Here is a 26,269-nt window from a genome sequence, read left to right as displayed (position 1 = left end):
ACGTTATTGTTTTTTATTCTTGTAAGTTATAGTTTTCAGTATAGTAAGTGTTAAATATTTCCTGAAAAGATTTTAAATTTACAGTTCCGGATTTAATTATTTGTTCATTTTTATAGACATGATATTCACCGTTATTTATTGTTTTTTGGGTCCATAAAATACCGTTTTTTATTTTACCAAGCTCATTAGTCGTTAAATATCCAGTCTTATTTAATTGTGATTCAGCATTAATTTTGTCTCTGTATTTACTCAGATAGATTCTAAGAATCGCATCTTCTTTTGAGAAAAAATCTGCTATCTGGTTGAAAATTAAATCGGTAGTTGCATTGTTTTCTGATGTTTTTAAGAAAAGGAATAGTTTGTAGCTTTTTTCAAAATCATCTCCTGCAGCTTTAGATAAATTATCTTTATAGATATAACTGATTTTTTCATCATTATATATAGTGTTCCAAATTTTACTTTGTGCCGGTAATTTTTTTATGTCGAAGTCGATTACTTCTGTATAAAATATGAGTTTGTCTTTATACAGAAATTCACTGACTTTTTTTCTGTCCTTAACGTATAGTTTAATTATGGCATCGCTCTCAACTCTGTTTTTAATGGTTATAATGTCGTTTTCTTTGGTAAAGAAAAATGAGTTTGAATAGTAATCAGCAAGAATCTGTAATGTGAAACTTTCGAGTTTTTCATTATTGTATATTTTAATAATTTCTCCACTTTCAATAGCTGTTTCTTCGGTTCTCAAATTGTTTTTATGAGTTTGTGCGAAAATGGAAAAACTATAAAATAAAACGATTACTATTATTAGTTTCATTAGTGCATTATTATTGTTGAAATCGATATGTTTTATTTTTTACAACAAATATAGCAGATTGATTTGCTTTAATTGTCAGAAAACTATTTTTAAGATACGAATACCTAAAATGAAAAAATCCTATTTTCTATTAACATTCCAGTATGTTTTTTTGAAAATAGTGAGTAAATTTGTAAAACGCTGACAATTTTATGTTCTCTAAAACGTTTTCTCTGAATAATAATAGAAAACGTATTTTGAACGTATTTTATGTAGTAAAAACTTTTAATTTTACAAAAAACACAATACTATGAATTTATCACAAGAAGATTGGGTTGCACAATTAGAGTCTGATGAAAATGCAGTTATACTTGACGTAAGAACTGAAGACGAATTTAACGACGGCTATATTGAAAATGCTGTAAATATTGACATCAATAAAGGTCAGGCTTTTATTTATGAAATAGAAGAACTGGATAAAAACAAAAATTATTATGTGTATTGCCGCTCAGGAGCAAGGAGCGCAAAAGCATGTCAGATTATGAATGAATTAGGTTTTGAGAATGCCTATAATCTGCTTGGCGGAATCCTGGATTGGGAAGGTGAAACAGTAAATCCATAAAAAGACTAAGAGGCAAAAAAATGCCTCTTTTTTCTTTTAAAAAATATTAAATAACCAAAACTAAAATTACCAGATTATGAGTTTTATACCCGAAGAGTATCAAATTAAAGACCTTCTGAATCAGGATACTTATCTTGTAAACGGAGAATTAAAACAATGGACAGGCCAGACAACTCCGGTGTTTTCGACTATTTCTTCTACAGAAAAATATGCGCCGACATTATTAGGATCTATTCCGTTCATGGCAGAAAAAGAGGCTGCTGAGGTAGTGGAAGCAGCTACTGCGGCTTACGACAAAGGACAGGGATTATGGCCAACCATGAAAGTGAGTGACCGTATCAAATGCATGGAAAATTTCGTAAAACAAATGAAAGAAACCCGTGAAGACGTGGTGAAGCTTTTGATGTGGGAAATTGGAAAAAACCTTGGCGATTCGCAAAAAGAATTTGACAGAACGGTAGAATATATTCAGGATACTATTGACAGTTACAAAGAATTAAACGGACGCAGTTCTCACTTTTCGAAAGTTCAGGGTGTAAATGCAATGATCCGTCGTGGACCTCTTGGGGTTGTATTGTGCCTTGGACCTTACAATTATCCTCTTAACGAGACATTCTCGTTGTTGATTCCAGCCCTGATTATGGGTAATGCCGTAATTTTTAAACCGGCAAAATATGGAGTTTTATGTATTTCTCCATTGTTAGAAGCTTTTAGAAGCAGTTTTCCAAAAGGAGTTATCAATATCGTATACGGAAGAGGCCGTGAGGTTGCTTCTCCAATTATGAAGTCAGGAAAAATTGATGTTCTGGCATTAATTGGAAACAGTAAATCTGCTATCGCTTTGCAAGATCAGCATCCAAACAAAAACAGACTGCGTTTGATTTTGGGTCTGGAGGCTAAAAACCCGGCAATCATTTTACCGGATGCCGACTTAGATCTTGCAATTCAGGAATGTATTACAGGATCATTATCTTTTAACGGTCAGCGTTGTACAGCTTTAAAAGTGTTGTACGTTCATGAGTCTATCGCTGAAGAATTTAACAGACGTTTTTCTGAAAAAGTAGATGCTTTGGTTTTTGGAAATCCATGGGAAAAAGGAGTTTCTTTGACTCCTCTTCCGGAAGAAGACAAGCCAGCCTACATTCAGGGATTAATTGATGATGCAACCAGCAAAGGAGCACAAATCTTAAATGAAAAAGGAGGAAAACATGCTGAAAATTATATTTTTCCGGCCGTTTTATATCCTGTAAATAAAGACATGAGAGTGTATCATGAAGAGCAATTCGGACCAGTAGTGCCAATTATTTCTTTCAAGGACATCAATGAACCTTTAGATGATATGGCCGAATCAAATTATGGACAACAGGTAAGTTTATTTGGTAAAGACATCAAAACGCTTGCTCCGCTTATCGATGCCTTGGTCAATTTGGTATGCAGGGTAAACCTGAACAGTTCTTGCCAGAGAGGTCCGGATGCATTCCCGTTCACTGGGCGTAAAGATTCTGCAGTAGGAACATTGAGTATCCCGGATGCATTGCGTTCGTTCTCAATCCGTACGTTTGTAGCTTCGAAGGATATTGCTTATAACAATGAAATCCTTCAGGAATTATTAAATAGCAAAGAATCCAATTTCATCAATACCGATTATATTTTATAATATCAAGGTTATATATTAATTTTCAGAAACCGTCTTTTTCTTTTCGAATCAGGCGGTTTTTTCTATTTTGCTTGTTCTAAAATTCATTCTCTTTTAATTGAGTAAAAGTTCAAAAAAGTGTGTAATGTTTCTGAAAAGTGTGTAATAAATATACATATAAAGAGGGTTAACTTTCTTAAATAGCTTAATATCAGCCTTACATTTAAATGGCACATGCCTTGCATATTCAGCATTATAATAATTCACTCAGATAAAAGAATTAAAAATAAATGCCATTTAGATAATAAATACAATCCAGAATGAAAAGCGAAACAATTACTTCAGAACAATTATATGCCTCAGAGCTTAATGAATCATATAAAGAACAATACGCAATAAATAATGACAAAACTACAAGTGCAACGGGTATTGCAATACTTATAAGCACTTTTTTACTAATGTTAACCGGAGCTTTTTTGGTTTATAAATTCCAGTCCGACTTCGATCAGTTTCACATTGACAGAATAAACTCTGCCTGGGGTTATCCATTTTTGATTCTGGCGACTGTATTATTTCTTTTTAAAGCCGGAGTTTTTCTGTACAAGTCTTTTCTTTATTTCAAATACAAGCCTATAGAATCTGTTTCAGATGATTTACTGCCTACCTGTACAGTTATAGTTCCGGCTTATAATGAAGGGAAACTGGTTTGGGAAACCTTACTAAGTTTAGCAGATAGCGACTATCCGGAAGAGAAAATGCAAATTATGGCTATTGACGACGGAAGTAAAGATGATACCTGGTATTGGATTCAGCAAGCCAAAATAAAATTGGGCGACCGATTGTCAATTTATCAGCAGCCACAAAATAAAGGAAAACGCCATGCACTTTACAGAGGATTTAAGTTGGGAACAGGAGAAATTTTTGTAACTGTTGATAGTGATTCAATTGTAAAGAAAGATACATTACGTAATTTAGTAAGTCCTTTTGTTCACAATGAAAAATGCGGTGCTGTTGCCGGAAATGTTCATGTATTGAATAATAAAACAGCAATGCTTCCTAAAATGCTTAATGTGAGTTTTGTAATGAGTTTTGAATTTGTACGTTCTGTAGAAAGTGTATTGGGATCTGTATTCTGTACTCCCGGAGCTTTGGCAGCGTATCGAAAAAAATCTGTATTTGCCTGTCTTGAAGAATGGATCAATCAGACTTTTATGGGAGAACCTTCAGATATTGGTGAGGACCGTGCAATGACCAATATGATTTTGAAACAGGGTTACAAGGTACTATTTCAAAGAAATTCAATTGTACTTACGAACGTTCCCGAAGAATATACCGGATTGTATAAAATGTTTATCAGATGGGGAAGAAGCAATGTTAGGGAAAATCTGATGATGGCGAAATATGTTTTCAAAAATTTCAGAAATGAATCTAAATTAGGAACCAGACTTTTATACTTAGACCAGACGGCGAAAATTATAATGTCTTTACCATTTTTACTGTTCATGTTCTTTTTTATTGCAATACATCCGTTATTGTTTTTTAGTTCAACACTTTTAAGCATATTCATTATATCCAGTTTTTCAGCTTTCTTTTACGCTAAAAAATATAGTTATTCTGAAGCAATGTGGGCTTATTCATATAGTGTTTTTTACAGTTTTAGCCTGTTTTGGATTACTCCGTACGCCATTATTACAGCTCATAAAAAAGGATGGCTGACCCGTGGTTTGTCAGAAAAGAAAGCAGAAGAATTTGTTCCTTTAGAACAATATAGCCCGGTAGCCAAATAAAATAAAAAATTAGATTATTTTAGAACCGTCTTTTTCTTGTGGATTAAGGCGGTTTTTATTTTTTATAAGATGATAATAAAATCAATCAACCCCTCAGATACCTGGCAAATCAGACATGAAGTGATGTGGCCGGATCAGCCTTTGGAATTTGTTCAGCTGGATGAAGATGAATCCGGACTGCATTTTGGTGTTTTTATAGAAGAAAAAGTGGTTTCAATTGTATCCTGTTTTATTTCAGATGATAAAATGCAGTTTAGAAAACTGGCCACTTTACCCGAATATCAAGGTCAGGGAATAGCGTCGGAACTTTTAAAATATATTTTCGAAATGGCCAGAAAAAAAGATGTAAAGAGAATTTGGTGTAATGCCAGATCCGGTAAAAAATCTTTCTATGAAAAACTCGGGATGAAAGATACTTTTCAAACATTCAGTAAAGCAGGTCAGGAATTTACAATTATGGAAATTTGTTTTTGATTTTTTGAAAATGTGAAAAAAATCCTAATTGCGCCTGATTTGTAGAAAACGTCAATTAATTATCTTAATTTAACCACAGACAAATTAATAATTAAGTTCGCTATGGAGAATTCAAAAATTAAGGCTTTTATACCACTTTTATACCTTGTTTGGTCAGACGATCTTTTAACGCAAAAAGAGTTTTCAACTTTACAGGAATTTATTACTTCCTTAACGCTGCTTTCTCAGGAAGAGCAACAATATCTTCTTTCAAAAGTGGATATTTCGAATCCGCCTTCGCGAAATGAACTCACACAATGGAAATCGGATATTGAGAAAAGTATAAAAGATAAATCGTCTATAAAGTCCATTTTTGATATCGCTGTAGCCCTTTCTGAAAAAGATTTGAATATCTCAGGATTAGAATTAAAGTTTACAAAACTCGAAAATGATCTTGGGGTTTTGGGTGAAGAATTGATTCAGAACTTCAAAACAAAAGCAGATTCCTTTACCGCCAGTTCCCAAACCAATAGTAATTTCGATGTCCAGAAAATTACGGAACTTCTGGATGGCACAGAATCTGAAATTATAAAAAAAGTAAAATCGGTTATTTCCAGACCTGAATTTGCTTATGAAACTTCTACGGATATTAATGTCTATCGCCAGACTGTTTACGATTGGTGTAAAATTTTAGCGGATGAAAACCTCGGAAATATGGCATATCCAAAACAATATGGAGGAGGAGAAAACATAGCCAATTATTTTGCTATTATGGAAACACTGAGTTATCACGATTTGAGTTTAGTGATAAAATTTGGTGTTCAGTTCGGGCTTTGGGGAATGAGCGTTCAGTCATTGGGAACCGAAAAGCATTATGCAAAATATTTAAAAGATATTGGTTCACTAAAAATTCCGGGTTGTTTTGCGATGACCGAAACACACCATGGTTCAAACGTAAAAGGACTTGAAACGACAGCAACTTACAATCATAACGATCAGACTTTTACCATTCATACTCCTCACGAAAAAGCCCAGAAAGAATATATTGGTAATGCAGCCGTTCACGGACAAATGGCGACCGTTTTTGCCAAACTGATTATAGACGGCCACGATTATGGTGTAAATGCTTTTGTAGTGCCATTGCGCGATACAAACGGAAACGTTTTAAACGGAATTACAATAAGTGATTGCGGTCATAAAATGGGTCTTAACGGAGTTGATAACGGAAAAATCAGTTTTGATCATGTTGTGATTCCGAAAGATAATATGTTGGACAGATTTGCTTCTGTGAATGACAAAGGTGAATTCGAAAGTCCGATTCCGAGTGATAACAGACGTTTTTTTACCATGTTAGGCACTTTAGTAGGAGGACGAATCGGAATTCCGAGATCGGCTTTAGCAGCAGCAAAATCAGGTCTTACGATTGCCATCCGCTACAGCGATCAAAGAAGACAATTCGGACCTGAAGGCGGTTCTGAAGTTCCAATTTTAAATTACAGAATGCACCAGCGAAGATTGCTTCCACATTTGGCAAAAACCTATGCGGTACATTTCGGATTACAATATCTTACCAGCCGTTTCTTAAACAGAACAGAAGCTGAAATGCAGGATATTGAAGCTTTGGCAGCCGGAATGAAATCTTATTCAACATGGAGTACCAGAGATATTTTACAGGAATGCCGTGAAGCTTGTGGCGGAAAAGGATATTTGTCTGAAAACAGAATAAACGCACTAAAAAACGATACTGAAATTTATACCACTTTCGAAGGTGATAATACAGTTTTGATGCAGTTGGTAGCGAAAAATCGTCTGGCTGAATTCAGAAAGTCATTTGGCGAAATGGGATCTTTCGGTATCATCAATTATGTTTTTGAAAATGCTAAAACGGCTTTAGCAGAGAAAAATCCAATCGTAACCAGAAGAACCGATGATGAACATTTGCTGGATAACCAGTTTCATCTGCAGGCTTTTGTACACAAGGAAAAAACAATTTTGGCATCGGCAGCAAGACGTATCAAAAAACTCATTGATGAAGGCTTAGAAGCGTATGATGCTTTTAATGTGGTTCAGCATCAAATGATTGATGTGGCTGAGGCGTATTTGGAAAGAGTGGTTTTGGAACAATTTCAAATGGCAATAGCAAAAGTTGAAGATCTAAAAACAAAAGAAATATTGCAGAAATTAAATCAGTTGTATGCGCTTTCGCAAATAGAAAAAAACAAAGGATGGTATTTAGAAGATGGTTACATGGAAGCGGTGAAAACTAAAGCAATCCGTAAAATGGTAAATCAGCTTTGTTGGGATGTCAGACCGGATGCGGTTTCTTTGGTAAACGCTTTTGATATTCCGGAGAGTTGTCTGGCGGCGCCAATTGCTGTATAATTATAATCGTATAAAATTTTATTTCTATCACTTGAAAAATTGTTGTCTGTTTCTTATAACTCTTCTTGTTTACTTTTCCGGTTATTCATCGAATAGTACAGATACTATTTTGGATAAACTAAACGAAGCTGTAAAAAACAAACAGCATTATGTTCGCTTAAAGGAAGAACGGATTTTAAATTTCAAAAAGATAAAATCAGAGGATCTTTCTAAAGAACAGGAGTATAATTATAATCAGGCATTATATAAAGAGTATCAGAAATTCAAATCCGATTCGGCCATTTTTTATGTAAAGAAAAACCTGAAAATTGCTGATGAACTTCATAAACAGAGTTTAATGCATCTGGCTCAATTGCAATTGGCAAACCTATATTCATCTTCGGGTAAATACCTTGAATCAGAAGCTATTCTAAAAAAAATCAATAAAAAAGAATTAGAAAAATCATTATTGCCTACTTATTATATTACCTATCGTGAATTTTATGAGCATTATAACGCAAACAGTCCTAGTTGGGAATTTATTGAACAAATAGGCAAATATCGTGATTCGTTGCTGGGAGTTTTAAATCCTAATTCTTTAGATTATAAAATCAATAAAATTCAGAAGGATATTTATTACAAAAAATTTGATGTTGCTGAAAAACAATTGCTAAGCCTGTTAAAAGGTATGAAAGATGATAATCCGCAATTTGCAATGATTACCTATCTTTTAGGAAACATTTCTGAAAAGACCCATCAGATCGAATTAGTAAAAAAATATTATGCCCTTTCTGCGGCTTCAGATATTAAACAAGCCATAAAAGATAATGCTTCACAACAGGAACTGGCTATGGTTTTTTATGAGTTGGGAGATGTTGATATGGCTTATAAACTCACACAATCTGCCATAGAAGACGCATTATATTGTAATGTGCAATTTCGAACCCTTCTGATGTCACAGCTTTATTCCATTATCAATACGGCTTATTTAGAACGTGAGGCCCAGCGAAAAACAGAACTTCAGGTTTATCTTTTGTGTATCAGTTTGTTGTCATTGTTTTTAATTGTAGCCGTAATTTACGTTTACAAGCAGATGAAAAAAGTGTCCAGAATTCGTGGAGAACTTTATGTAACCAGTCAAAAATTAGCCGAATTAAACAAAGACATTACCGAAACTAATAATCAGCTTCAGGAACGTAATGCTCAATTATCAGAATCCAATCATATTAAAGAGGAATACATTGCAAATTTCTTTAGTCTGTGTTCAGCCTACATCAATAAGCTTGAAAATTATCGTGTTATTTTAAACAAAAAGGCAACCGCCAAACAGTTTGATGAAATTTACAAAATGTTGAAATCGACTACTTTAGTTGATAATGAACTGGAAGAATTATACAAAAATTTTGACAATATCTTTTTAAGTCTGTATCCTACTTTCGTAAAAGACTTCAATGCTTTGCTTACCCCCGAAGAACAAATTATAGTAAAACAAGCAGAACTGCTCAATACAGAACTCCGAATTTTTGCCCTGATTAGACTCGGAATAACGGATAGCGTAAAAATTGCTGCTTTTCTTCGTTACTCTTTAAGCACTATTTATAATTATCGTACCAGAGCCAGAAACAAAGCCATAGTTTCCAGGAATGATTTTGAGGAAATGGTCATGAAAATAGGCTTGGTTTCTCAGAAAAGCTAATTATTTATTTTTAAAATCACTACTTTTTTCGGTATTTTATTTTGTTTAAAATACTGATTATTAGTTTTTTGATTTTTAAAATTACTACTTTTTTTATTTAGGATTTTTACGGACACGATATCGTTTTAGTTTTACCATATTATTTAGATGACATTTTACATGTTTAATCTAAATAGTCTGACTATGACTAATAAATTAAAAAGTATGTTTAAGAACGTTAAAGTAATAGCCATTTTACTATTGCTAAATTCATTTGGAATTAATGCACAAAATAAAATTCCAATTTATCTCGATGATAAAAAGCCTATTGATGAGCGTGTAGAAGATGCGCTTGCGCGAATGACAACTGATGAAAAAATTGCCATGATTCATGCGCAGTCTAAATTTAGCTCGCCAGGTGTAAAACGTTTAGGAATTCCTGAAAACTGGATGACCGACGGACCACACGGAATTCGTACTGAGGTAAAATGGGATGAGTGGGATCAGGCAGGCTGGACTAACGATTCTTGTATTGCTTTTCCTGCGTTGACGGCTTTATCTGCAACATGGAACAAAGAATTAGCTTCGTTATACGGTAAATCATTGGGAGAAGAAGCACGCTACCGTAATAAAAATGTACTCTTAGGCCCTGGTGTAAATATTTACAGAAGCCCATTAAACGGCCGTAACTTTGAATATATGGGAGAAGATCCTTTTCTGACTTCAAAAATGGTGGTTCCTTATATTAAAGGTGTTCAGTCAATTGGAGTTGCTGCCTGTGTAAAACATTTTGCTTTAAACAATCAGGAAACCAATCGCAATTCAGTAAATGTAATTGTGGACGACCGTGCTTTGTATGAAATCTATCTGCCGGCTTTTAAAGCTGCTGTTCAGGAAGGTGATGCGTGGGCCATTATGGGGTCTTACAATAAATACAAAGGGCAGCAGTGTTGCCATAATGAGTTTCTGCTAAATGACATTCTTCGTGGTGAATGGGGTTTCAAGGGAGTTGTAGTTTCAGATTGGGGAGGAGTTCATGATACAAAACAAGCGATTCATAATGGTTTAGATATGGAATTCGGTTCCTGGACTAACGGACTTTCATGGGGAACCAGTAACGCTTATGACAATTATTTTCTGGCAAAACCTTATTCAGAAATGATTAAAAAAGGCGAAGTAGGAACTAAAGAATTAGACGAAAAAGTACGTCGTATCCTGCGATTGTCTTTCCTTACCAATATGGATAAAAACAGACCTTTCGGATCTTTTGGAACAGAAGAACACGCTAAAGCAGGTTTGAAAATTGCAGAAGAAGGAATTGTATTGCTTCAGAATAACAATAATATTTTGCCAATCAATCTTTCTAAAACTAAAAAAATAGTTGTTATTGGTGAAAATGCCATCAAAATGATGACAGTAGGAGGGGGAAGTTCATCATTAAAAGCAAGATATGAAATCACTCCGCTTGAAGGTTTAAAGAAAAGAATCGGAAATCAGGCCGAGATTGTTTACGCCCGCGGATATGTTGGAGATCCAACCAGTAATTATAACGGAGTAGTGGCAAAAGTGAGTTTAGAAGACAAACGCTCAGCTGCCGAGTTGACTGCTGAAGCTTTAAAAGTTGCCAAAGATGCTGATATAATCCTTTTTATTGGAGGATTAAACAAAAGTGACAATCAGGATGCCGAAGGAACAGACCGTAAAGATTTAGGTCTTCCATATAATCAGGATAAATTGATCAGTGAGTTAGCTAAGGTAAATAAGAATATAGTTTTCGTAAACATCTCCGGAAATGCTGTAGCAATGCCGTGGGTTAAAGAAGTTCCGGGAATTGTACAGGGATGGTTTTTAGGTACAGAAGCCGGAAACGCATTGGCAAATGTTTTAGTAGGAGATGTAAACCCTTCTGGAAAACTGACGTTTACTTTTCCGGTAAAATTGTCTGATAACGGAGCACATGCGTTAGGAGAATTTCCGGGCGGTGATGAGGTTAAATATAACGAAAGTATTTTTGTAGGTTACCGTTGGGCAGACAAACAAAAAGCAAAACCACTATTTTCTTTCGGTCATGGATTGAGTTATACGACTTTCGAGTACGGAAAAGTAACGGCTGATAAAAAACAGATTTCTGCCAATGATCAGATTACATTTTCTGTAAAAGTAAAAAACACAGGAAGCCGTGAAGGATCAGAAATTGTTCAGCTTTATATCAGTGATTTAAAATCTTCTTTGCCTCGTCCGATAAAGGAATTAAAAGGTTTTGAGAAAATTTCGCTTAAAGCACGAGAAGAAAAAACAGTGAATTTTACAATAGATAAAACGGCTTTGAGCTTTTTTGATGATAAAAAACACGACTGGGTTGCAGAACCCGGAGCTTTTGAAGCTATTGTTGGTGCATCTTCAACGGATATAAAATCTAAAGTGATTTTTTCACTTCAATAATTTCATTAATTTTCTAAATTGGTTGGTTGTAAAGCTGTAATTGTAAAAAGTTACAGCTTTGCTTTTAGAGTAGTTAGATGTAAAATGTTAGATGTTTTAACTCTTATAAAAAAATAATTATGAAACGAATAATTTTAGTTGCAGCGGTATTCTTTTTAATAGAAAACCTTTCGGCGCAGAGCCTGAACAAAATGCAATGGTTTAATGAACCTGAAAAATGGGAAATAAAAAACAATGCTTTAATCATGAATGTTACGGGAAATAGTGATTATTGGCGTATTTCACATTATGGTTTTACGGTTGATGATGCACCTTTTTATTATGCAACTTATGGCGGTGAATTTGAAGCCAAAGTAAAATTGACCGGCAATTATATTGCACGTTTTGATCAAATGGGTCTGATGATTCGAATTGATGAAAAAAACTATATTAAAACCGGAGTTGAATTTGTTGACGGAAAATTCAATATTAGCACCGTTGTAACACATGATAAAAGTGACTGGAGTGTAACAACTTTAGACAAAGCACCGCCATTTGTATGGATAAAAGTAGTGAGAAGACTGGATGCAGTTGAAATATTCTTTTCTTATGATGATAAAAATTATATCCTGACCCGTAATGCACCTTTACAGGATAATACGCCGGTTATGGTAGGTTTGATGGCCGCTTCACCTGATGGAAAAGGTTTTGAAGCCAAATTTGAAAACTTCAAAGTAACCCATTTACCGGATCAGCGCAGATTAGAATGGCTTAAAAGCCATCAGGAGTAAACTATATCGAGTCAAATAAAAAGTTCCGATTAATTTACCTATTTTAGATTCCGCCAAAAAAATAAAACGAACTATTTAACCATTAAAACATTTTTATGAGTTTAGCTTTTAATGAAATCAAACCCAAAAAACATTATGAAATTTTAGACGGATTACGTGGAGTAGCAGCGATTTTAGTAGTTGCTTTTCATGTTTTTGAAACCTTTGCGGGAGGAAACCGTTTTAAACAAATTATCAATCACGGTTATCTGGCCGTAGATTTCTTTTTTCTTTTATCAGGATTTGTTGTAGCTTATGCGTATGATGATCGTTGGGGGAAAATGACACAATGGGAATTTTACAAACGCCGTTTGATCCGCCTGCAGCCCATGGTAATTATGGGAATGATTATTGGGGCCCTATTTTACTATTTTCAGGCTTCTGATAAATTATTTCCGATGATTGCCGGAATGGAAGTGTGGAAGGTAATTTTAACCATGGTCATTGGTTTCACATTGCTTCCAATTCCGCCATCAATGGAGATTAGAGGCTGGGGTGAAATGCATCCGCTTGACGGACCTGCCTGGTCGCTTTTTTTCGAATATATTGCGAATATTTTGTACGCTTTATTCTTCCGTAAATTCTCAAATAAAGTACTGGGAGTTTTTGTTTTCATATTTGCAGGTTTACTGATTAATTACACTGTGTTTGGACCAAAAGGAGATGTTATTGGAGGATGGTCTCTTAATTTGGAACAAATGAATATCGGGTTTACACGCTTATTATATCCTTTCTTTGCCGGAATTTTACTTTCCCGATTAGGAAAATTAATTCATATAAAAGGTGCTTTCTGGGTATGCAGTTTATTGATATCGATAGTTCTGATAGTGCCAAGAATTGGAGATGAAAATAGTTTGTGGATGAACGGTTTATACGAATCGTTTTGTATTATTCTGGTATTTCCTTTGATAGTATCAATTGGTGCAGGAGGAGAAATAAAAAATCCGTTTTCACTTAAAATCTGCAAATGGCTGGGGGATATTTCCTATCCAATTTATATCACACATTATCCGCTGATTTATTGGTTTACGGCTTGGGCTGTAGATAATAAAGTTTCTTTAGAAGATGGATACTTGGTAGGTATTGGAGTTTTAGTAGCCAGTATCGTTTTGGCTTATTTATGTTTAAAATTGTACGATGAACCGGTTCGAAACTGGCTTCAGAATAAATTTCAAAAACGAAAAGTTGTTGTTACGGAATAATTTCCGAATATAAAATTTGAAAAGGGATGAACTTTAAAACGGTTCATCCCTTTGTGTTTAATTTTTATTTAGAGGTGTACATTTGTAGAAACGCACAGCTATGCGTCTTTCTATTTTTGTAAAATTATTCTAAAACCAATTGCCCTAAAGCTTCCTTACTGAAACCTTTCAATTGATCCGTTTTTCCCGCTTTAATTTTTGCAACCCAATTAGGGTCAGACAATAAAGGTCTTCCAACAGCAGCCAGATCAAAATCGCCTCTGTCGAAACGTCTGTTCAGTTCTTCCAAAGAAGTTGGTTCAGAACTTTCTCCTGCAAAAGCACCGAAGAAATCACTTGATAATCCGATTGAACCTACTGTTATGGTTGGCGCTCCTGTAACTTTCTTTGCCCATCCTGCAAAGTTTAGGTCAGAATCTTCAAATTCAGGTTCCCAGAATCTTCTTTGTGAACAATGTAAAATATCTACTCCGGCATCAACAAGCGGAGTAAGCCAAGCCTCTAATTCCTTTGGATTTTTAGCAAGTTTATAATTATAGTCAGAAGGTTTGAATTGAGAGAATCGCATAATTACAGCAAAATCTTCACCAACTTGCTTTCTGATTTCTTTTACCACTTCAATAGCAAAACGATTACGTTCCGGAAGTGTTTTTCCTCCATAAATATCGGTACGTAAATTGGTTTCAGCTCTAAAAAACTGATCAATCAAATAGCCGTGTGCGCCGTGAATTTCGATAGTTTCAAAACCTAATCTTTTTGCATCAGCTGCTGCTTTTCCGAAAGCTAAAATGGTGTTTTCAATATCTTTTTCAGACATGGCAATACCGTTTCTGAAATCAGGACGATTGAACCCGGACGGTCCTTCAAAAGGAACAGGAGGAACCCATCCCGAGTGATGATTGTCCATGATCCCCATATGCCAGATTTGCGGTCCCATCTGACCTCCGGCTGCATGAACTTCATCGATGACTTTTTTCCAGCCATTTAAGGCTTCAGTGCCGTAAAAGTGTGGTACATTGGCATCGTTTGAGGATGATGGCCTGTCAATAACAGTTCCTTCAGATAATATTAGTCCAACTTCGCCTTCCGCTCTTTTTTGATAATATGAAGCAACTTGTTCAGTTGGAGTTCCGTTTGGAGAAAAGGATCGCGTCATAGGCGCCATCACAATTCTGTTTTTAAGATGTAGTGTTTTCAGGTCGAATGGAGAAAACAAACTGTTTGTACTCATAAGTAATTTACAAATTAGATTCAATTAATTTACTGAGTGCTTCAAAGGCACTTTCGTTGCGTTTGTAGTATGTCCACTGTCCAACTCGTGTAGATTCTATAAATCCTGCACGTTGTAAAATCGACAAATATTCAGAAACTGTAGATTGAGTAAGGCCTGCTTTGGCTTGTATCTGTCCAACACAAACGCCATGTTCAAATCCTGCAGTGATTTGATCCGGGAAGTTGAGTTCGGGTTCTTTTAGCCATTCCAGCATTTGTAATCTGGATTTGTTAGACAATGCCTTAAAAATTTCTACTTGTTCCATAATGCAAATATATCGACTTTTCCCGATATGTAAATTAATTAAAAATAATTTTAGATAAATTTTATGATAAGTGATTAGCTTTTAGAAAATATAATGATTGATTTTGAGCCATTCTTTACAGTCATTACTCCAAAACTGACTGGTGTCTTTTACTCCCAAGCCAAAACCATGACCTCCTTTTTCGTAAATATGTAATTCAGCAGAAATATTATTTTTCTTTAACGCTAAATAATAATTGATACTGTTTTCAGGTAAAACAGCACTATCATCAGAAGCATGTACTAAAAATGTTGGAGGCGTCTGCGGTGCAACTTTTTTGTCGTTAGAAAAATTATCAATAAGAATCTGCGAAGGTTCTTTGCCTAACAAATTCGTCTGTGAGCCTTTGTGTGTAATACGATTTTCCATAGATATTACCGGATAAATTAAAATTGAAAAGTCCGGTCGGGCGCTAATGCTGAATTTCGATTCATATACTTTATCATCAAAATGTGTTGCCAGTGTTGCTGCTAAATGACCTCCTGCAGAAAACCCTATTGTGCCAATTTTATTAGGATCAATGTTCCATTTTGCTGCATTAGACCGAACATATCGAATTGCTTCCTGAGCATCCTGTAGAGGCCCAACGGATTTGTCTTTCATAATTAAATCGCTGGGTAATCTATATTTTATAACAAAAGCAGTAATTCCAAGCGTATTTAACCATTGTGCGACATTGGCTCCTTCCTTCTCCATTGATAAATGGGCATACCCACCACCCGGAAAAATAAGGACTGCAGTTTGATTAGGCTTTATTTCTTTTGGAAGAAAAACACTTAATGTTGGAACAGTAACCTGACTTGTACGTTGAATTTTGCCCTCGTTTATAACTTCTTTTTCCTTATAATCAGGAGTAGCTATTTCATCTGGTATTTTGTTCCAAATAGATAAAATTTCATTTTGAGAATGTAACTCACTGATGATGCCAAATAATAAAAAGAATAAGTAAAAACTCTTTTTCATATTAATTTCTGCCGGTGTTTTCAATTTTATATGGTATTAATTTTTTTTAGATACTTAAGTACATTATGAGTATTGTGTGATTATGAAATATAATTCAAAGTATGGATTCTTTGTTGAGAAATCAATAAAAAAAATGTCAATAATGGTTTTTAGATGTTATTATATCAATGTTTTAGGTGGTTTTATGGCAGGTTTTTATTTAACAAAAGTATTATTTATTATGTAATATTATACGTCTTTTTTTGATATATATGTTTAATTTGTTACCTGAAATAATTTTTTAAGTAATTTATTTGGAATATAAGTATTTAAACTTATATTTGTGCAATCGATTACATTTTTAGGTTTCTATTAGAATTAATTATACTTTTGGGATTTTATAATTAATCAACGAAATCGATTTACATAAAATTGAAAAACACCAGTTTTTTAAATTAATTAAACGGTTTTTATAACCAAACAAACATAGTTACTATGAGTCAAACCAACAAATCTATTGGAAATTATCGCTGGAGTATTTGCGCATTATTGTTTTTTGCAACAACCATTAATTATTTAGACAGACAAGTTCTTTCGTTAACATGGAAAGATTTTATAGCACCTGAATTTCACTGGACTAACAATGATTATGGAAATATTACCGCACTATTTTCTATATTTTATGCTGTAAGTATGTTGTTTGCTGGTCGTTTTGTTGATTGGATGGATACTAAAAAAGGTTTCTTATGGGCTATTGGTATATGGTCTTTGGGAGCTTGTTTGCATGCTTTTGCAGGGATTGCAACATCAGGAATAATTACAGGAAATTGGTTTGTTGGATTTCACGGAGCAAAAGAAGTGATCAGTACTGTAAATGATACAGCATTGGTTCTTAATGTGAGTGTTGCTTTATTCATTTTCGCCCGTTTTGTTTTGGCAGTTGGAGAAGCAGGAAACTTTCCTGCAGCTATTAAAACAACAGCTGAGTATTTCCCAAAAAAAGACAGAGCATTTGCAACTAGTATTTTTAATGCAGGAGCAACAATTGGTGCATTAGCGGCTCCTTTAACAATTCCTGTTATTGCTGAACTATGGGGTTGGGAAATGTCTTTTATTATAATCGGTGCATTAGGATTTTTGTGGATGGCTTTTTGGAAATTTATGTATGAAAAACCAGAAAACCAGTCAAGAGTTAATGCTGCAGAATTAGCATACATTCAGCAGGATGATATTGCTGATAGTAATATCGCAGGTTACGTTACTGAAACTGTTGCTAAAGTAAGTTTTAAAGATTGTTTTAAATACAAACAAACCTGGGCATTTGCATTTGGAAAATTTATGACTGATGGTGTATGGTGGTTCTTTTTGTTCTGGATGCCTGCTTATTTAAGCTCAGTGTATGGAATAAAAACTTCTGATCCAGATGGACAACTTGCATTATTTGTACTTTATGGAATTACGTTACTTTCTATTATTGGCGGATGGTTACCAACGTATTTTGTTGATAAGAAAGGAATGAATCCTTATGAAGGAAGAATGAAAGCGATGTTAATTTTTGCATTTTTCCCATTATTAGCTTTAGCAGCACAGCCTTTAGGATATATCAGTTATTGGGTACCAGTAATTATCATTGGTATTGCCGGGGCTGCGCACCAATCCTGGTCGGCAAATATCTTTACAACCGTTGGAGATATGTTTCCTAAAAAAGCCATTGCTACTGTTACAGGTATTGGTGGTTTAGCAGGAGGTTTAGGCTCAACTTTAATTAACAAAGGTTCTGGGCTTTTATTTGATTTTACTCAAAGAAACTGGAGTTTAATAAATGGGCAGTCTCTATTGGAAAAATATCCTCAATTTCTAAATCCACAAACTGAAGAGGTCTTTTTAAAAGAAAAAGGTGTAGCTAATTTAGAAGAATTTTTAAAATTATTATCAAAATCAGGAGATGCTGTTTATAACGGTATCAATTCAGGATATATGATTATTTTCTCTATTTGTGGAGTTTGCTACTTGATTGGCTGGTTTGTAATGAAAACCTTAGTGCCAAAATATAGACCGATTACAGATCTTTAAAAGATTTTATGCTAACTAAATTAACCAACCAAACCAAACCAGATTATGAACCAAACCAATGCAGCGATAGGAAAGTATCGCTGGACAATCTGTAGCTTAGTTTTCTTTGCTACAACCGTAAATTATTTAGATCGAAATGTAATTAGTTACTTAAGGCCTTTTCTGGCTGAAGCCTTTAACTGGACTCCGGAACAGGAAGTAATTGATTATTCAAATATAGAATTGGCTTTTAAAATTGCCTATGCACTTGGAATGCTGGTTGCAGGAGGAATTATTGATAAATTAGGTACAAAATTGGGCTATGCAGTAGCAACCGGTCTGTGGAGTTTAGCAGCTGTAGGACATGCATTTGCTACTGGAACTGGAGGGTTTTTAATTGCCCGTATATTTTTAGGAGTTACTGAAGCAGGGAATTTTCCGGCAGCGATAAAAGCCACAGCTGAATGGTTTCCGCAAAAAGAACGCGCTCTGGCTACAGGAATTTTTAATTCGGGTAGCAATATTGGAGCTATCATTGTTCCCTTGTCTGTTCCTTTCATTGCTGAAAACTATGGCTGGCAATGGGCATTTATAGCAACGGGAGTTATTGGATTTGTCTGGCTGGCATTGTGGTTTGTTTTGTATGAAGTCCCTCAAAAACAAAAACGTCTGTCACAAGCAGAACTTGAATATATTACGGCAGATAAAGCTGATGTAGTTGAAGCCGAAGATACAGAAAAAGTATCCTGGTTAAAACTGCTGAGTTTCCGTCAGACATGGGCATTTGCAATTGGTAAATTGTTAACAGACCCTGTTTGGTGGTTTTATTTGTTTTGGTTGCCTGATTTCTTAATGAAACAATACAAACTTACTGCTACTGAAATTATCTGGCCTTGTGCTTTAGTGTATGTTATTGGAAGTGTTGGAAGTATTTTTGGAGGCTGGCTACCTTTAAAATTAATTGAGAAAAACTGGCCGGCATACAAAGCCCGTAAAACAAGTATGTTGCTGTATGCTTTTGCTGTTTTGCCAGTGTTGTTTTCTCAATATCTAGGAACTATAAATATGTGGTGGGCTATTTTAGTAATCGGTTTTGCAGTCTCAGCACATCAGGCGTGGAGTGCAAATATTTTCACAACAGTTTCTGATATGTTTCCTAAAAAAGCTACTGCTTCTGTTACGGGGATAGGAGGTATGTTCGGAGCGCTGGGAGGAATTTTACTAACGGTTTTAGTGCAAAAAAATATGTTTGTTTATTATACTAAAATCGGTAAAATTGAAACAGGATATTTTATAATGTTCTGTATCTGTGGAGCAGCATATTTATTAGCCTGGCTTATTATGCATATCTTAGTTCCAAAAATGAAAAAAGTAGAAGTGTGATAATTACACAAATAATTTTTCATTTGTGTTATGATATTTAAATATAAAAATATAATTTTGTGCAATCGATTACATTAAAAAATAAATTATGACGAAATATAGTTCCAGATACGCATCAAGCCCAGAAGCTGTAAAAAAATATGACACTCAGGAGTTGAGAAATGAATTCCTGATTGATGATTTGATGCAGGAAGATGAAGTGGTATTAGTTTATTCTCATTACGACAGATATATTACAGGTTCTGCTGTTCCAGTAAAAGGTGATTTAGTTTTAGAAACTATTGATCCGCTTAAAGCACCGTATTTTTTAGAAAGAAGAGAATTAGGAATAATCAATGTTGGAGGAAGCGGCTCTGTGTTAGTGGAAGGAACATCCTATGAATTAGGATTTAAAGACGCTTTATATATCGGAAGCGGTAATAAAGAAGTAGTTTTTAAAAGTGATGATAAAAACAATCCTGCTAAATTTTATATCAATTCGGCACCGGCTCATACTACTTACCCAACCGTAAAAGTAAGTCTGGCAGAAGCAAATAAATTACATTTAGGAACTGTTGAAACGGCAAATCACCGTACAGTAAATCAAATGATTATTGGTAGTGTTGTAACAACTTGTCAATTGCAAATGGGTATGACGGAATTAAAAACGGGTAGTGTTTGGAATACTATGCCGGCACACGTTCACGATCGACGTATGGAGGTTTATTTCTATCTGGATATTCCGGAAAATCAGGCAGTATGCCATTTTATGGGGCAGCCTCAGGAAACAAGACATATCTGGATGAACAATCATCAGGCAGTAATTTCTCCGCCTTGGTCAATTCACTCAGGTTCAGGAACAAGTAATTATACTTTTATCTGGGGAATGGCAGGTGAGAACTTAGATTACGGAGATATGGATGTTTGTAAAATCACAGATTTAAGATAAGAATCATGACAAACTTATTTGATATAAAAGGAAAAGTTGCTTTAATCACAGGAAGTACACACGGATTGGGAATGGCAATGGCAAAAGGATTAGGTCAGGCGGGAGCTACAATTGTAGTTAACGGAAATTCTTCTCAGGAGAAAATTGATGCTGCAGTAAAAGAGCTTCAGAGTGAAGGAATCAATGCTGTTGGTTACAAATTTAATGTAACAGAAGAAGAACAAGTTAAGGATGCTGTTCAGAAAATTGAATCTGAAGTTGGACCAATCGATGTTCTAATTAACAATGCCGGAATTATCAAAAGAATTCCTTTGTTAGACATGGAGGTTTCTGATTTCAGAGAAGTTGTGGATATTGATTTGGTTAGTCCGTTCATAGTTTCTAAGCATGTAGCTAAAGGAATGATTGAAAGAAGACAAGGAAAGATAATCAATATCTGTTCGATGATGAGTGAGTTAGGAAGAAATACTGTTTCTGCTTACGCTGCTGCAAAAGGAGGTTTGAAAATGCTGACCAAAAATATGGCGACGGAATGGGCTAAATACAATGTTCAGATTAATGGAATCGGTCCGGGTTATTTTGCTACAGAACAAACAAAACCAATCAGAGTTGACGGACATCCGTTTAATGATTTTATCATCAGCAGAACGCCTGCTGCAAAATGGGGAGATCCGGGAGATTTAGCTGGTGCAGCAATATTTTTGTCATCAAAAGCAAGTGATTTTGTAAACGGTCACATTTTATACGTAGATGGTGGAATTCTTGCTACCATTGGAAAACCATCGAACGAAGAATAATTTTTCTATTATATTATAAAAGACATGAGTTCTAATAAAACATTCATAAACGATAACTTTTTACTTGAAAATAAATACGCTGAAGAGTTGTATCATAACTACTCAAAAAATCAGCCTATCATCGATTACCACAATCACTTGAATCCACAGTTTATTGCAGAAGATAAAATTTTCGACAATATCACAAATGTGTGGATTAACGGAGATCACTACAAATGGCGTGCAATGCGTACATTAGGGATTAATGAACAGTTTGTTACGGGTAATGGTTCTGATAAAGATAAATTTCTAAACTGGGCAAAAACAGTTCCGTATACAATGCGTAATCCATTGTATCACTGGACGCATTTAGAATTAGCCCGCTATTTTGATATTTACGATTTGCTTAATGAAAAATCAGCTGAAAGAATATATGAAGAAGCTTCTGCAAAAGTAAACTCAGCAGAATACAGTACACGCAACTTGCTTAAAAAAGTAAATGCAGAATTGGTTTGTACTACTGAAGATCCGATTGATACTTTGGAGTTTCATCAAAAATTAAATAGTAATCCTTTTGAAACTAAAATGAGTACGGCTTTCAGGCCTGATAAAGCTATTTTGATTTCAAATGATGGTTACAATGCTTATCTGGACACATTGGGGGATGTGTCCGGAGTAGCAATCAATACTTACGCGGATTTGCTTTCAGCATTAAGAAAAAGAATTGAATTTTTTAATGCAAACGGATGTAAATTAAGTGATCACGGTTTAGATCAGATTTATTTTGAAAACTATACAGAGTCTGAAGTAAGTGCAATTTTCAAAAAGAAAAGAGAAAACGGCGAACTGTCTCCGGAAGAAGCTTTGAAATTCCAGAGTGCTATTTTGGTTTTCCTGTCAGAAACATATCATGAGTTTGGATGGGTTCAGCAATTCCACTTAGGTGCTTTGCGTAATAACAATGCCCGTATGCACAGAATTTTAGGGCCGGATACTGGCTGGGATTCTATTGGTGATTATCCACAAGCTCAAAAATTATCTGCTTTCTTAAATGGATTAGACAGTAAAGATAAATTAACAAAAACAATTATTTATAACTTAAATCCTGCTGATAACGAAGTGATGGCTACCATGATTGGTAACTTTAATGACGGAAGCGTAAGAGGAAAAGTACAGTTTGGATCAGGATGGTGGTTCTTAGATCAGAAAGACGGAATGACAAAACAATTAAATGCCTTGTCAAACATGAGTTTAATTAGCTGTTTTGTTGGAATGTTGACTGATTCAAGAAGTTTCTTGTCTTTCCCAAGACACGAATATTTCAGACGTATTCTTTGTAATCTTTTAGGAGATGAAATCCAAAGAGGTGAACTTCCTGCCGATATGGAATGGATCGGGAAAATGGTTTCTAATATTTCATACAATAATGCAAAAGAATATTTTAAATTTTAATTAAATATTGATAATGAGTAAAGTAGTTGCATTCGGCGAAATAATGTTGCGTTTTTCAACAGAAAGACATTTGCGTTTTTCTCAGGCTAAAGCATTTACAGCGTCTTATGGCGGAGGTGAATTTAACGTTTGTGTTTCTTTGGCTAATTACGGCATTAATGCTGAGTTTGTTACCAGATTACCTGAAAATGAAATCGGTTACTGTGCAGTGCAGGAAATGCGTAAAATGAATGTTGAGTCTAAAAGTATTGTTTACGGCGGTGAACGTTTAGGAACTTATTATTTAGAAACCGGAGCGGGAACCAGAGGAAGTAATGTTGTTTACGATCGCGCACACAGCTCGATGGCTACTATTCAAAAAGGAGATATTGACTGGAAAAAAGTACTGGAAGGAGCTACATGGTTTCATTTTAGCGGAATTTCAGCTGCAATTTCCCAAAGTGCGGCAGAAGCTTGCCTGGAAGCCGTTCAGATTGCACACGAATTAGGACTAACTATTTCTTGTGATTTGAATTACAGATCAAAGCTATGGCAATATGGAAAAGCTCCAAGTGAGGTTATGCCGGAATTATTAAAATACAGTCACGTTATTTTAGGAGATATTGATACTGCATATTTTATGTTGGGAATTCCTAAAGTAAATCCAAATTATCAGGATGAAAAATCATTACCGGCTTTGTATTCTAAGTTATATGAGCTTTGTCCAAACTTAAAAACTGTTGCGACTACACTGCGTTATTCTGTTAGTGCTTCGCATCAAAGAATTGGCGGGGTTTTATTTGACGGAAAAACTATTTTTAATGCCGCTGTGCAGGAAGTAACGCCAGTAATCGACAGAGTAGGTAGTGGTGACGCTTTTATGGGAGGATTAATTTACGGATTAGTTGAATACAAAGAAGATAAACAAAAGGCATTAGATTTTGCAGTAGCAGCTTGTTGCTTGAAACATACTATTGCCGGAGATTATAATTTAGTTACATTAAAAGAAGTTGAAAACATGGCTGGAGGAAACTCTGCCGGATTAGTATCAAGATAAATAAAGTATGGCAAAGTATTCAAGAATTGAAGTAGCTCAGACGATGAAAGACAACGGAATGGTTCCATTGTTTTTTCATTCGGATATTGAAATCAGTAAAAAAGTATTAAAAGCATGCTATGACGGAGGTTCCAGATTAATGGAATTTACAAGCAGAGGTGATTTTGCTTTTGAGGTTTTTGGAGCATTAAATAAATATGCATTGGCTGAATTGCCTGGAATGATGTTAGGTGTTGGTTCTGTTACTGATGCAGCAGCAGCTTCTTTATACATGCAGCTTGGTGCTAATTTTATCGTAACTCCGGTATTTAGAGAAGATATTGCAATAGCATGTAATCGTAGAAAAGTTTTATGGTCGCCTGGTTGTGGAACGCTTTCAGAAATTGCAAGAGCTGAAGAATTAGGCTGTGAAGTTGTGAAATTATTTCCTGCAGATACTTATGGACCAGAATTTATTAAAGCAATAAAAGGACCTTGCCCGTGGACTACAATTATGCCTACAGGAGGTGTTTATCCAACTGTTGAAAGTTTGTCTTCATGGTTAAATGCAGGTGCTACCTGTGTTGGTCTTGGTTCACAATTGATTTCGAAAGATTTACTTGACAAACAAGATTTTGAAGGATTGAAAAATAAGGTAAGTGATGTTTTAAACATCATAAAAGATATTAGAAAAAAATAAATAAGGAATAATTTAGTTGTTCCTTATTGTAAAGCAGTTTTTTTTAGAGTTTTAAAGGTTGTAATTGAACATTACGCTTGAAAAATAAAGCTTGTCACTCCTCACAGCAAACTTTATTTTAATATTTACAAGTGTAATGTTTCTTTTACAATAATTGAAACAAGTAAGGGATTAATGAGGTTGTTCATAACACTTTTAGAGAAGATTAAAATGAAAAAATTAAATAGAGTAAATACAGGTTTAGAGAAATTAAAACCTATTAAAGTAGTTCAGTTTGGTGAAGGTAATTTCCTTAGAGCATTTGTTGATTATGCTTTTCATAAGCTAAATAAAGAGGTTGATTTTAATGCCGGTATTGCAATTGTTCAGCCATTAAAAGATGGTATGGTAAACATGATTAATGACCAGGATGGTCTTTACACTTTGTTTATGAACGGGATTAAAAAAGGAGAAAAAATACAAGATATTCAATTAATTGACAATATTGTAAAAGCTATAAATCCTTATACTGAATTTGCAGATTATTTAGCATTAGCCAAAGAAGAAGAACTTCAGTTTATTGTTTCAAATACGACTGAAGCCGGAATTGAATTTCTTGATACTGATACTCCGGATATGCAGCCGCCAGCAGCATTCCCTGCAAAGCTAACTGTCTTGTTATACGAAAGATTCAAACATTTTAATGGAGATGCCTCTAAAGGAGTGACTATTATTCCTTGTGAATTGATTGATTATAACTCTGAGACTCTAAAAAAATATATTTTGCAATATGCCGATTTATGGAAGTTAGAGGATTCATTTAAATCATGGTTAACTGAAGCGTGTACGTACCACAGTACTTTGGTTGACAGAATTGTTCCTGGATATCCAAGAGCTGAAATTGAAGATTATAACAGTAAATTAGATTATCAGGATAATTTAATTGTTGCTGCTGAACCATTCTTCCTTTGGGCTATTGAAGGTGGAGAAGATTTAAAACAAAAACTGCCTTTCCATAAGACAGACCTGAATGTGAAGATTGTTGATGATATTCGTCCATTCAAAATGATTAAAGTTCGTATTTTGAACGGTGCACATACAGCAATGGTTCCTACATCTCTTTTGTATGGTAACAAATTAGTAATGGAAACTGTTAATGGAGATTTTACCGGGAAATTTGTAGACAATGTTATCAGTGAAATCAGCGAAACCCTTGCGATGGATAAAAATGAAATCGCTGCCTATTCTGAAGAGGTAATGGATCGTTTTAAAAATCCATTTATCAAGCATGCACTTGCTGATATTGCTTTAAATTCTATCTCAAAATTCAAAGTAAGAGTTTTACCAAGTTTATTAGGATATTACAATACAAACAAAAAACTGCCTGTAAGTTTGACTTTTTCATTAGCTTCTTTAATTCAATTTTACAAAGGAACATGGAATAACGAAGTGTTACCGGTAAAAGATACTCCTGAATTAGTTGAAGCATTTAAAAATATTTGGCAATTAGGATCTTTAGACTTAGTTGTTGCTAAAGCATTGTCTAACACAGATTTCTGGGGAGAAGATTTAACAAAAATTAACGGTTTATCAGAAGCTTTAGTGGTAGCTTTGAATGAAATTGAAACTAATGGGATAGAGAAAGGTTTCGAAAATTTCAGTAAACAGTTCTAATTTAGAATTTT

Annotated in this window: 21 protein-coding genes; 17 read left to right on the top strand and 4 right to left on the bottom strand. The window is 34.7% G+C overall.

Features of this window, described 5'->3' with window-relative positions; translation table 11 throughout:
* Nucleotides 1-13: 13 nt before the first annotated feature.
* A complete protein-coding gene (locus tag GXM16_RS10285) occupies nucleotides 14-814 on the bottom strand; it encodes a hypothetical protein (RefSeq protein WP_163394288.1) in 801 nt (266 codons plus the stop codon).
* Between the two features lie 289 nt (nucleotides 815-1,103).
* Between GXM16_RS10285 and GXM16_RS10280 the strand changes: the two genes are divergently transcribed.
* The 9 genes from GXM16_RS10280 (at nucleotide 1,104) to GXM16_RS10240 (ending at nucleotide 13,780) form a co-directional block, all read left to right on the top strand.
* A complete protein-coding gene (locus GXM16_RS10280; RefSeq protein WP_163394287.1) occupies nucleotides 1,104-1,415 on the top strand; it encodes a rhodanese-like domain-containing protein in 312 nt (103 codons plus the stop codon).
* A 76-nt stretch (nucleotides 1,416-1,491) separates the two neighbouring features.
* Entirely contained in the window at nucleotides 1,492-3,072 is a 1,581-nt protein-coding gene (locus GXM16_RS10275) for an NADP-dependent glyceraldehyde-3-phosphate dehydrogenase (protein ID WP_163394286.1), read from the top strand.
* A 299-nt stretch (nucleotides 3,073-3,371) separates the two neighbouring features.
* On the top strand, nucleotides 3,372-4,838 hold the full coding sequence (locus GXM16_RS10270) for a glycosyltransferase family 2 protein (protein ID WP_163394285.1): 1,467 nt from the start codon (nucleotides 3,372-3,374) through the stop codon (nucleotides 4,836-4,838).
* Between the two features lie 69 nt (nucleotides 4,839-4,907).
* Nucleotides 4,908-5,312 (top strand): GNAT family N-acetyltransferase, encoded by a 405-nt coding sequence (locus GXM16_RS10265; RefSeq protein WP_163394284.1) that lies wholly within the window; start codon nucleotides 4,908-4,910, stop codon nucleotides 5,310-5,312.
* Between the two features lie 102 nt (nucleotides 5,313-5,414).
* On the top strand, nucleotides 5,415-7,673 hold the full coding sequence (locus tag GXM16_RS10260) for an acyl-CoA dehydrogenase family protein (protein WP_163394283.1): 2,259 nt from the start codon (nucleotides 5,415-5,417) through the stop codon (nucleotides 7,671-7,673).
* A 109-nt stretch (nucleotides 7,674-7,782) separates the two neighbouring features.
* Nucleotides 7,783-9,348: a DUF6377 domain-containing protein gene (locus GXM16_RS10255; RefSeq protein WP_229684312.1), complete on the top strand. Its 1,566-nt coding sequence runs from the start codon at nucleotides 7,783-7,785 to the stop codon at nucleotides 9,346-9,348.
* 204 nt (nucleotides 9,349-9,552) lie between these two features.
* Nucleotides 9,553-11,769, top strand: coding sequence for a glycoside hydrolase family 3 C-terminal domain-containing protein (locus GXM16_RS10250; RefSeq protein ID WP_163394557.1), 2,217 nt, complete (start codon nucleotides 9,553-9,555; stop codon nucleotides 11,767-11,769).
* A 119-nt stretch (nucleotides 11,770-11,888) separates the two neighbouring features.
* Nucleotides 11,889-12,539, top strand: coding sequence for a DUF1349 domain-containing protein (locus tag GXM16_RS10245; protein ID WP_163394281.1), 651 nt, complete (start codon nucleotides 11,889-11,891; stop codon nucleotides 12,537-12,539).
* Between the two features lie 95 nt (nucleotides 12,540-12,634).
* A complete protein-coding gene (locus tag GXM16_RS10240) occupies nucleotides 12,635-13,780 on the top strand; it encodes an acyltransferase family protein (protein WP_163394280.1) in 1,146 nt (381 codons plus the stop codon).
* A gap of 124 nt (nucleotides 13,781-13,904) precedes the next feature.
* On the opposite strand, the gene GXM16_RS10235 is transcribed toward GXM16_RS10240, so the two are convergent.
* The 3 genes from GXM16_RS10235 to GXM16_RS10225 all read right to left on the bottom strand — a co-directional run bounded on the left by GXM16_RS10235 (nucleotide 13,905) and on the right by GXM16_RS10225 (nucleotide 16,320).
* Complete coding sequence (locus GXM16_RS10235) at nucleotides 13,905-15,011, bottom strand: NADH:flavin oxidoreductase (RefSeq protein WP_163394279.1); 1,107 nt, start codon at nucleotides 15,009-15,011, stop codon at nucleotides 13,905-13,907.
* A 7-nt stretch (nucleotides 15,012-15,018) separates the two neighbouring features.
* Nucleotides 15,019-15,318, bottom strand: a complete 300-nt coding sequence (locus tag GXM16_RS10230; RefSeq protein WP_031456306.1) for an ArsR/SmtB family transcription factor — start codon at nucleotides 15,316-15,318, stop codon at nucleotides 15,019-15,021.
* A gap of 81 nt (nucleotides 15,319-15,399) precedes the next feature.
* Nucleotides 15,400-16,320, bottom strand: coding sequence for an alpha/beta hydrolase (locus GXM16_RS10225; RefSeq protein WP_163394278.1), 921 nt, complete (start codon nucleotides 16,318-16,320; stop codon nucleotides 15,400-15,402).
* A 474-nt stretch (nucleotides 16,321-16,794) separates the two neighbouring features.
* Here GXM16_RS10225 and GXM16_RS10220 point away from each other — a divergent pair, with 474 nt between their 5' ends.
* The 8 genes from GXM16_RS10220 (at nucleotide 16,795) to GXM16_RS10185 (ending at nucleotide 26,258) form a co-directional block, all read left to right on the top strand.
* On the top strand, nucleotides 16,795-18,372 hold the full coding sequence (locus tag GXM16_RS10220; RefSeq protein ID WP_163394277.1) for an MFS transporter: 1,578 nt from the start codon (nucleotides 16,795-16,797) through the stop codon (nucleotides 18,370-18,372).
* Nucleotides 18,373-18,417: 45 nt separating this feature from the next.
* A complete protein-coding gene (locus GXM16_RS10215) occupies nucleotides 18,418-19,734 on the top strand; it encodes an MFS transporter (RefSeq protein WP_163394276.1) in 1,317 nt (438 codons plus the stop codon).
* Between the two features lie 88 nt (nucleotides 19,735-19,822).
* Complete coding sequence (gene kduI, locus GXM16_RS10210) at nucleotides 19,823-20,662, top strand: 5-dehydro-4-deoxy-D-glucuronate isomerase (protein WP_163394275.1); 840 nt, start codon at nucleotides 19,823-19,825, stop codon at nucleotides 20,660-20,662.
* Nucleotides 20,663-20,667: 5 nt separating this feature from the next.
* A complete protein-coding gene (locus tag GXM16_RS10205) occupies nucleotides 20,668-21,459 on the top strand; it encodes a gluconate 5-dehydrogenase (protein WP_163394274.1) in 792 nt (263 codons plus the stop codon).
* Between the two features lie 24 nt (nucleotides 21,460-21,483).
* Nucleotides 21,484-22,890, top strand: coding sequence for a glucuronate isomerase (gene uxaC, locus GXM16_RS10200; protein ID WP_163394273.1), 1,407 nt, complete (start codon nucleotides 21,484-21,486; stop codon nucleotides 22,888-22,890).
* Nucleotides 22,891-22,903: 13 nt separating this feature from the next.
* Entirely contained in the window at nucleotides 22,904-23,926 is a 1,023-nt protein-coding gene (locus tag GXM16_RS10195) for a sugar kinase (RefSeq protein ID WP_163394272.1), read from the top strand.
* A 7-nt stretch (nucleotides 23,927-23,933) separates the two neighbouring features.
* The gene (locus tag GXM16_RS10190; protein ID WP_163394271.1) at nucleotides 23,934-24,605 is read left to right on the top strand and encodes a bifunctional 4-hydroxy-2-oxoglutarate aldolase/2-dehydro-3-deoxy-phosphogluconate aldolase; all 672 of its coding nucleotides are present in this window, start codon (nucleotides 23,934-23,936) and stop codon (nucleotides 24,603-24,605) included.
* A 210-nt stretch (nucleotides 24,606-24,815) separates the two neighbouring features.
* Nucleotides 24,816-26,258, top strand: coding sequence for a tagaturonate reductase (locus tag GXM16_RS10185; RefSeq protein WP_163394270.1), 1,443 nt, complete (start codon nucleotides 24,816-24,818; stop codon nucleotides 26,256-26,258).
* Nucleotides 26,259-26,269: the final 11 nt, after the last annotated feature.

The sequence above is a fragment of the Flavobacterium limi genome, assembly GCF_010645075.1.
In the GTDB taxonomy this organism is placed as follows: Bacteria; Bacteroidota; Bacteroidia; order Flavobacteriales; family Flavobacteriaceae; genus Flavobacterium; species Flavobacterium limi.
Note: the sequence above shows the minus strand (reverse complement) of the source record. Positions and strands in the feature narration are given on the sequence as shown.

Coding starts and splice junctions, on each gene's coding strand:
- GXM16_RS10265 (WP_163394284.1), top strand. CDS start 4,908: ATGATAATAAAATCAATCAACCCCTCAGATACCTGGCAAATCAGACAT.
- GXM16_RS10225 (WP_163394278.1), bottom strand. CDS start 16,320: ATGAAAAAGAGTTTTTACTTATTCTTTTTATTATTTGGCATCATCAGT.
- kduI (WP_163394275.1), top strand. CDS start 19,823: ATGACGAAATATAGTTCCAGATACGCATCAAGCCCAGAAGCTGTAAAA.
- GXM16_RS10280 (WP_163394287.1), top strand. CDS start 1,104: ATGAATTTATCACAAGAAGATTGGGTTGCACAATTAGAGTCTGATGAA.
- GXM16_RS10275 (WP_163394286.1), top strand. CDS start 1,492: ATGAGTTTTATACCCGAAGAGTATCAAATTAAAGACCTTCTGAATCAG.
- GXM16_RS10185 (WP_163394270.1), top strand. CDS start 24,816: ATGAAAAAATTAAATAGAGTAAATACAGGTTTAGAGAAATTAAAACCT.
- GXM16_RS10285 (WP_163394288.1), bottom strand. CDS start 814: ATGAAACTAATAATAGTAATCGTTTTATTTTATAGTTTTTCCATTTTC.
- GXM16_RS10190 (WP_163394271.1), top strand. CDS start 23,934: ATGGCAAAGTATTCAAGAATTGAAGTAGCTCAGACGATGAAAGACAAC.
- GXM16_RS10205 (WP_163394274.1), top strand. CDS start 20,668: ATGACAAACTTATTTGATATAAAAGGAAAAGTTGCTTTAATCACAGGA.
- GXM16_RS10260 (WP_163394283.1), top strand. CDS start 5,415: ATGGAGAATTCAAAAATTAAGGCTTTTATACCACTTTTATACCTTGTT.
- GXM16_RS10240 (WP_163394280.1), top strand. CDS start 12,635: ATGAGTTTAGCTTTTAATGAAATCAAACCCAAAAAACATTATGAAATT.
- GXM16_RS10215 (WP_163394276.1), top strand. CDS start 18,418: ATGAACCAAACCAATGCAGCGATAGGAAAGTATCGCTGGACAATCTGT.
- GXM16_RS10220 (WP_163394277.1), top strand. CDS start 16,795: ATGAGTCAAACCAACAAATCTATTGGAAATTATCGCTGGAGTATTTGC.
- uxaC (WP_163394273.1), top strand. CDS start 21,484: ATGAGTTCTAATAAAACATTCATAAACGATAACTTTTTACTTGAAAAT.
- GXM16_RS10270 (WP_163394285.1), top strand. CDS start 3,372: ATGAAAAGCGAAACAATTACTTCAGAACAATTATATGCCTCAGAGCTT.
- GXM16_RS10250 (WP_163394557.1), top strand. CDS start 9,553: ATGTTTAAGAACGTTAAAGTAATAGCCATTTTACTATTGCTAAATTCA.
- GXM16_RS10230 (WP_031456306.1), bottom strand. CDS start 15,318: ATGGAACAAGTAGAAATTTTTAAGGCATTGTCTAACAAATCCAGATTA.
- GXM16_RS10245 (WP_163394281.1), top strand. CDS start 11,889: ATGAAACGAATAATTTTAGTTGCAGCGGTATTCTTTTTAATAGAAAAC.
- GXM16_RS10235 (WP_163394279.1), bottom strand. CDS start 15,011: ATGAGTACAAACAGTTTGTTTTCTCCATTCGACCTGAAAACACTACAT.
- GXM16_RS10195 (WP_163394272.1), top strand. CDS start 22,904: ATGAGTAAAGTAGTTGCATTCGGCGAAATAATGTTGCGTTTTTCAACA.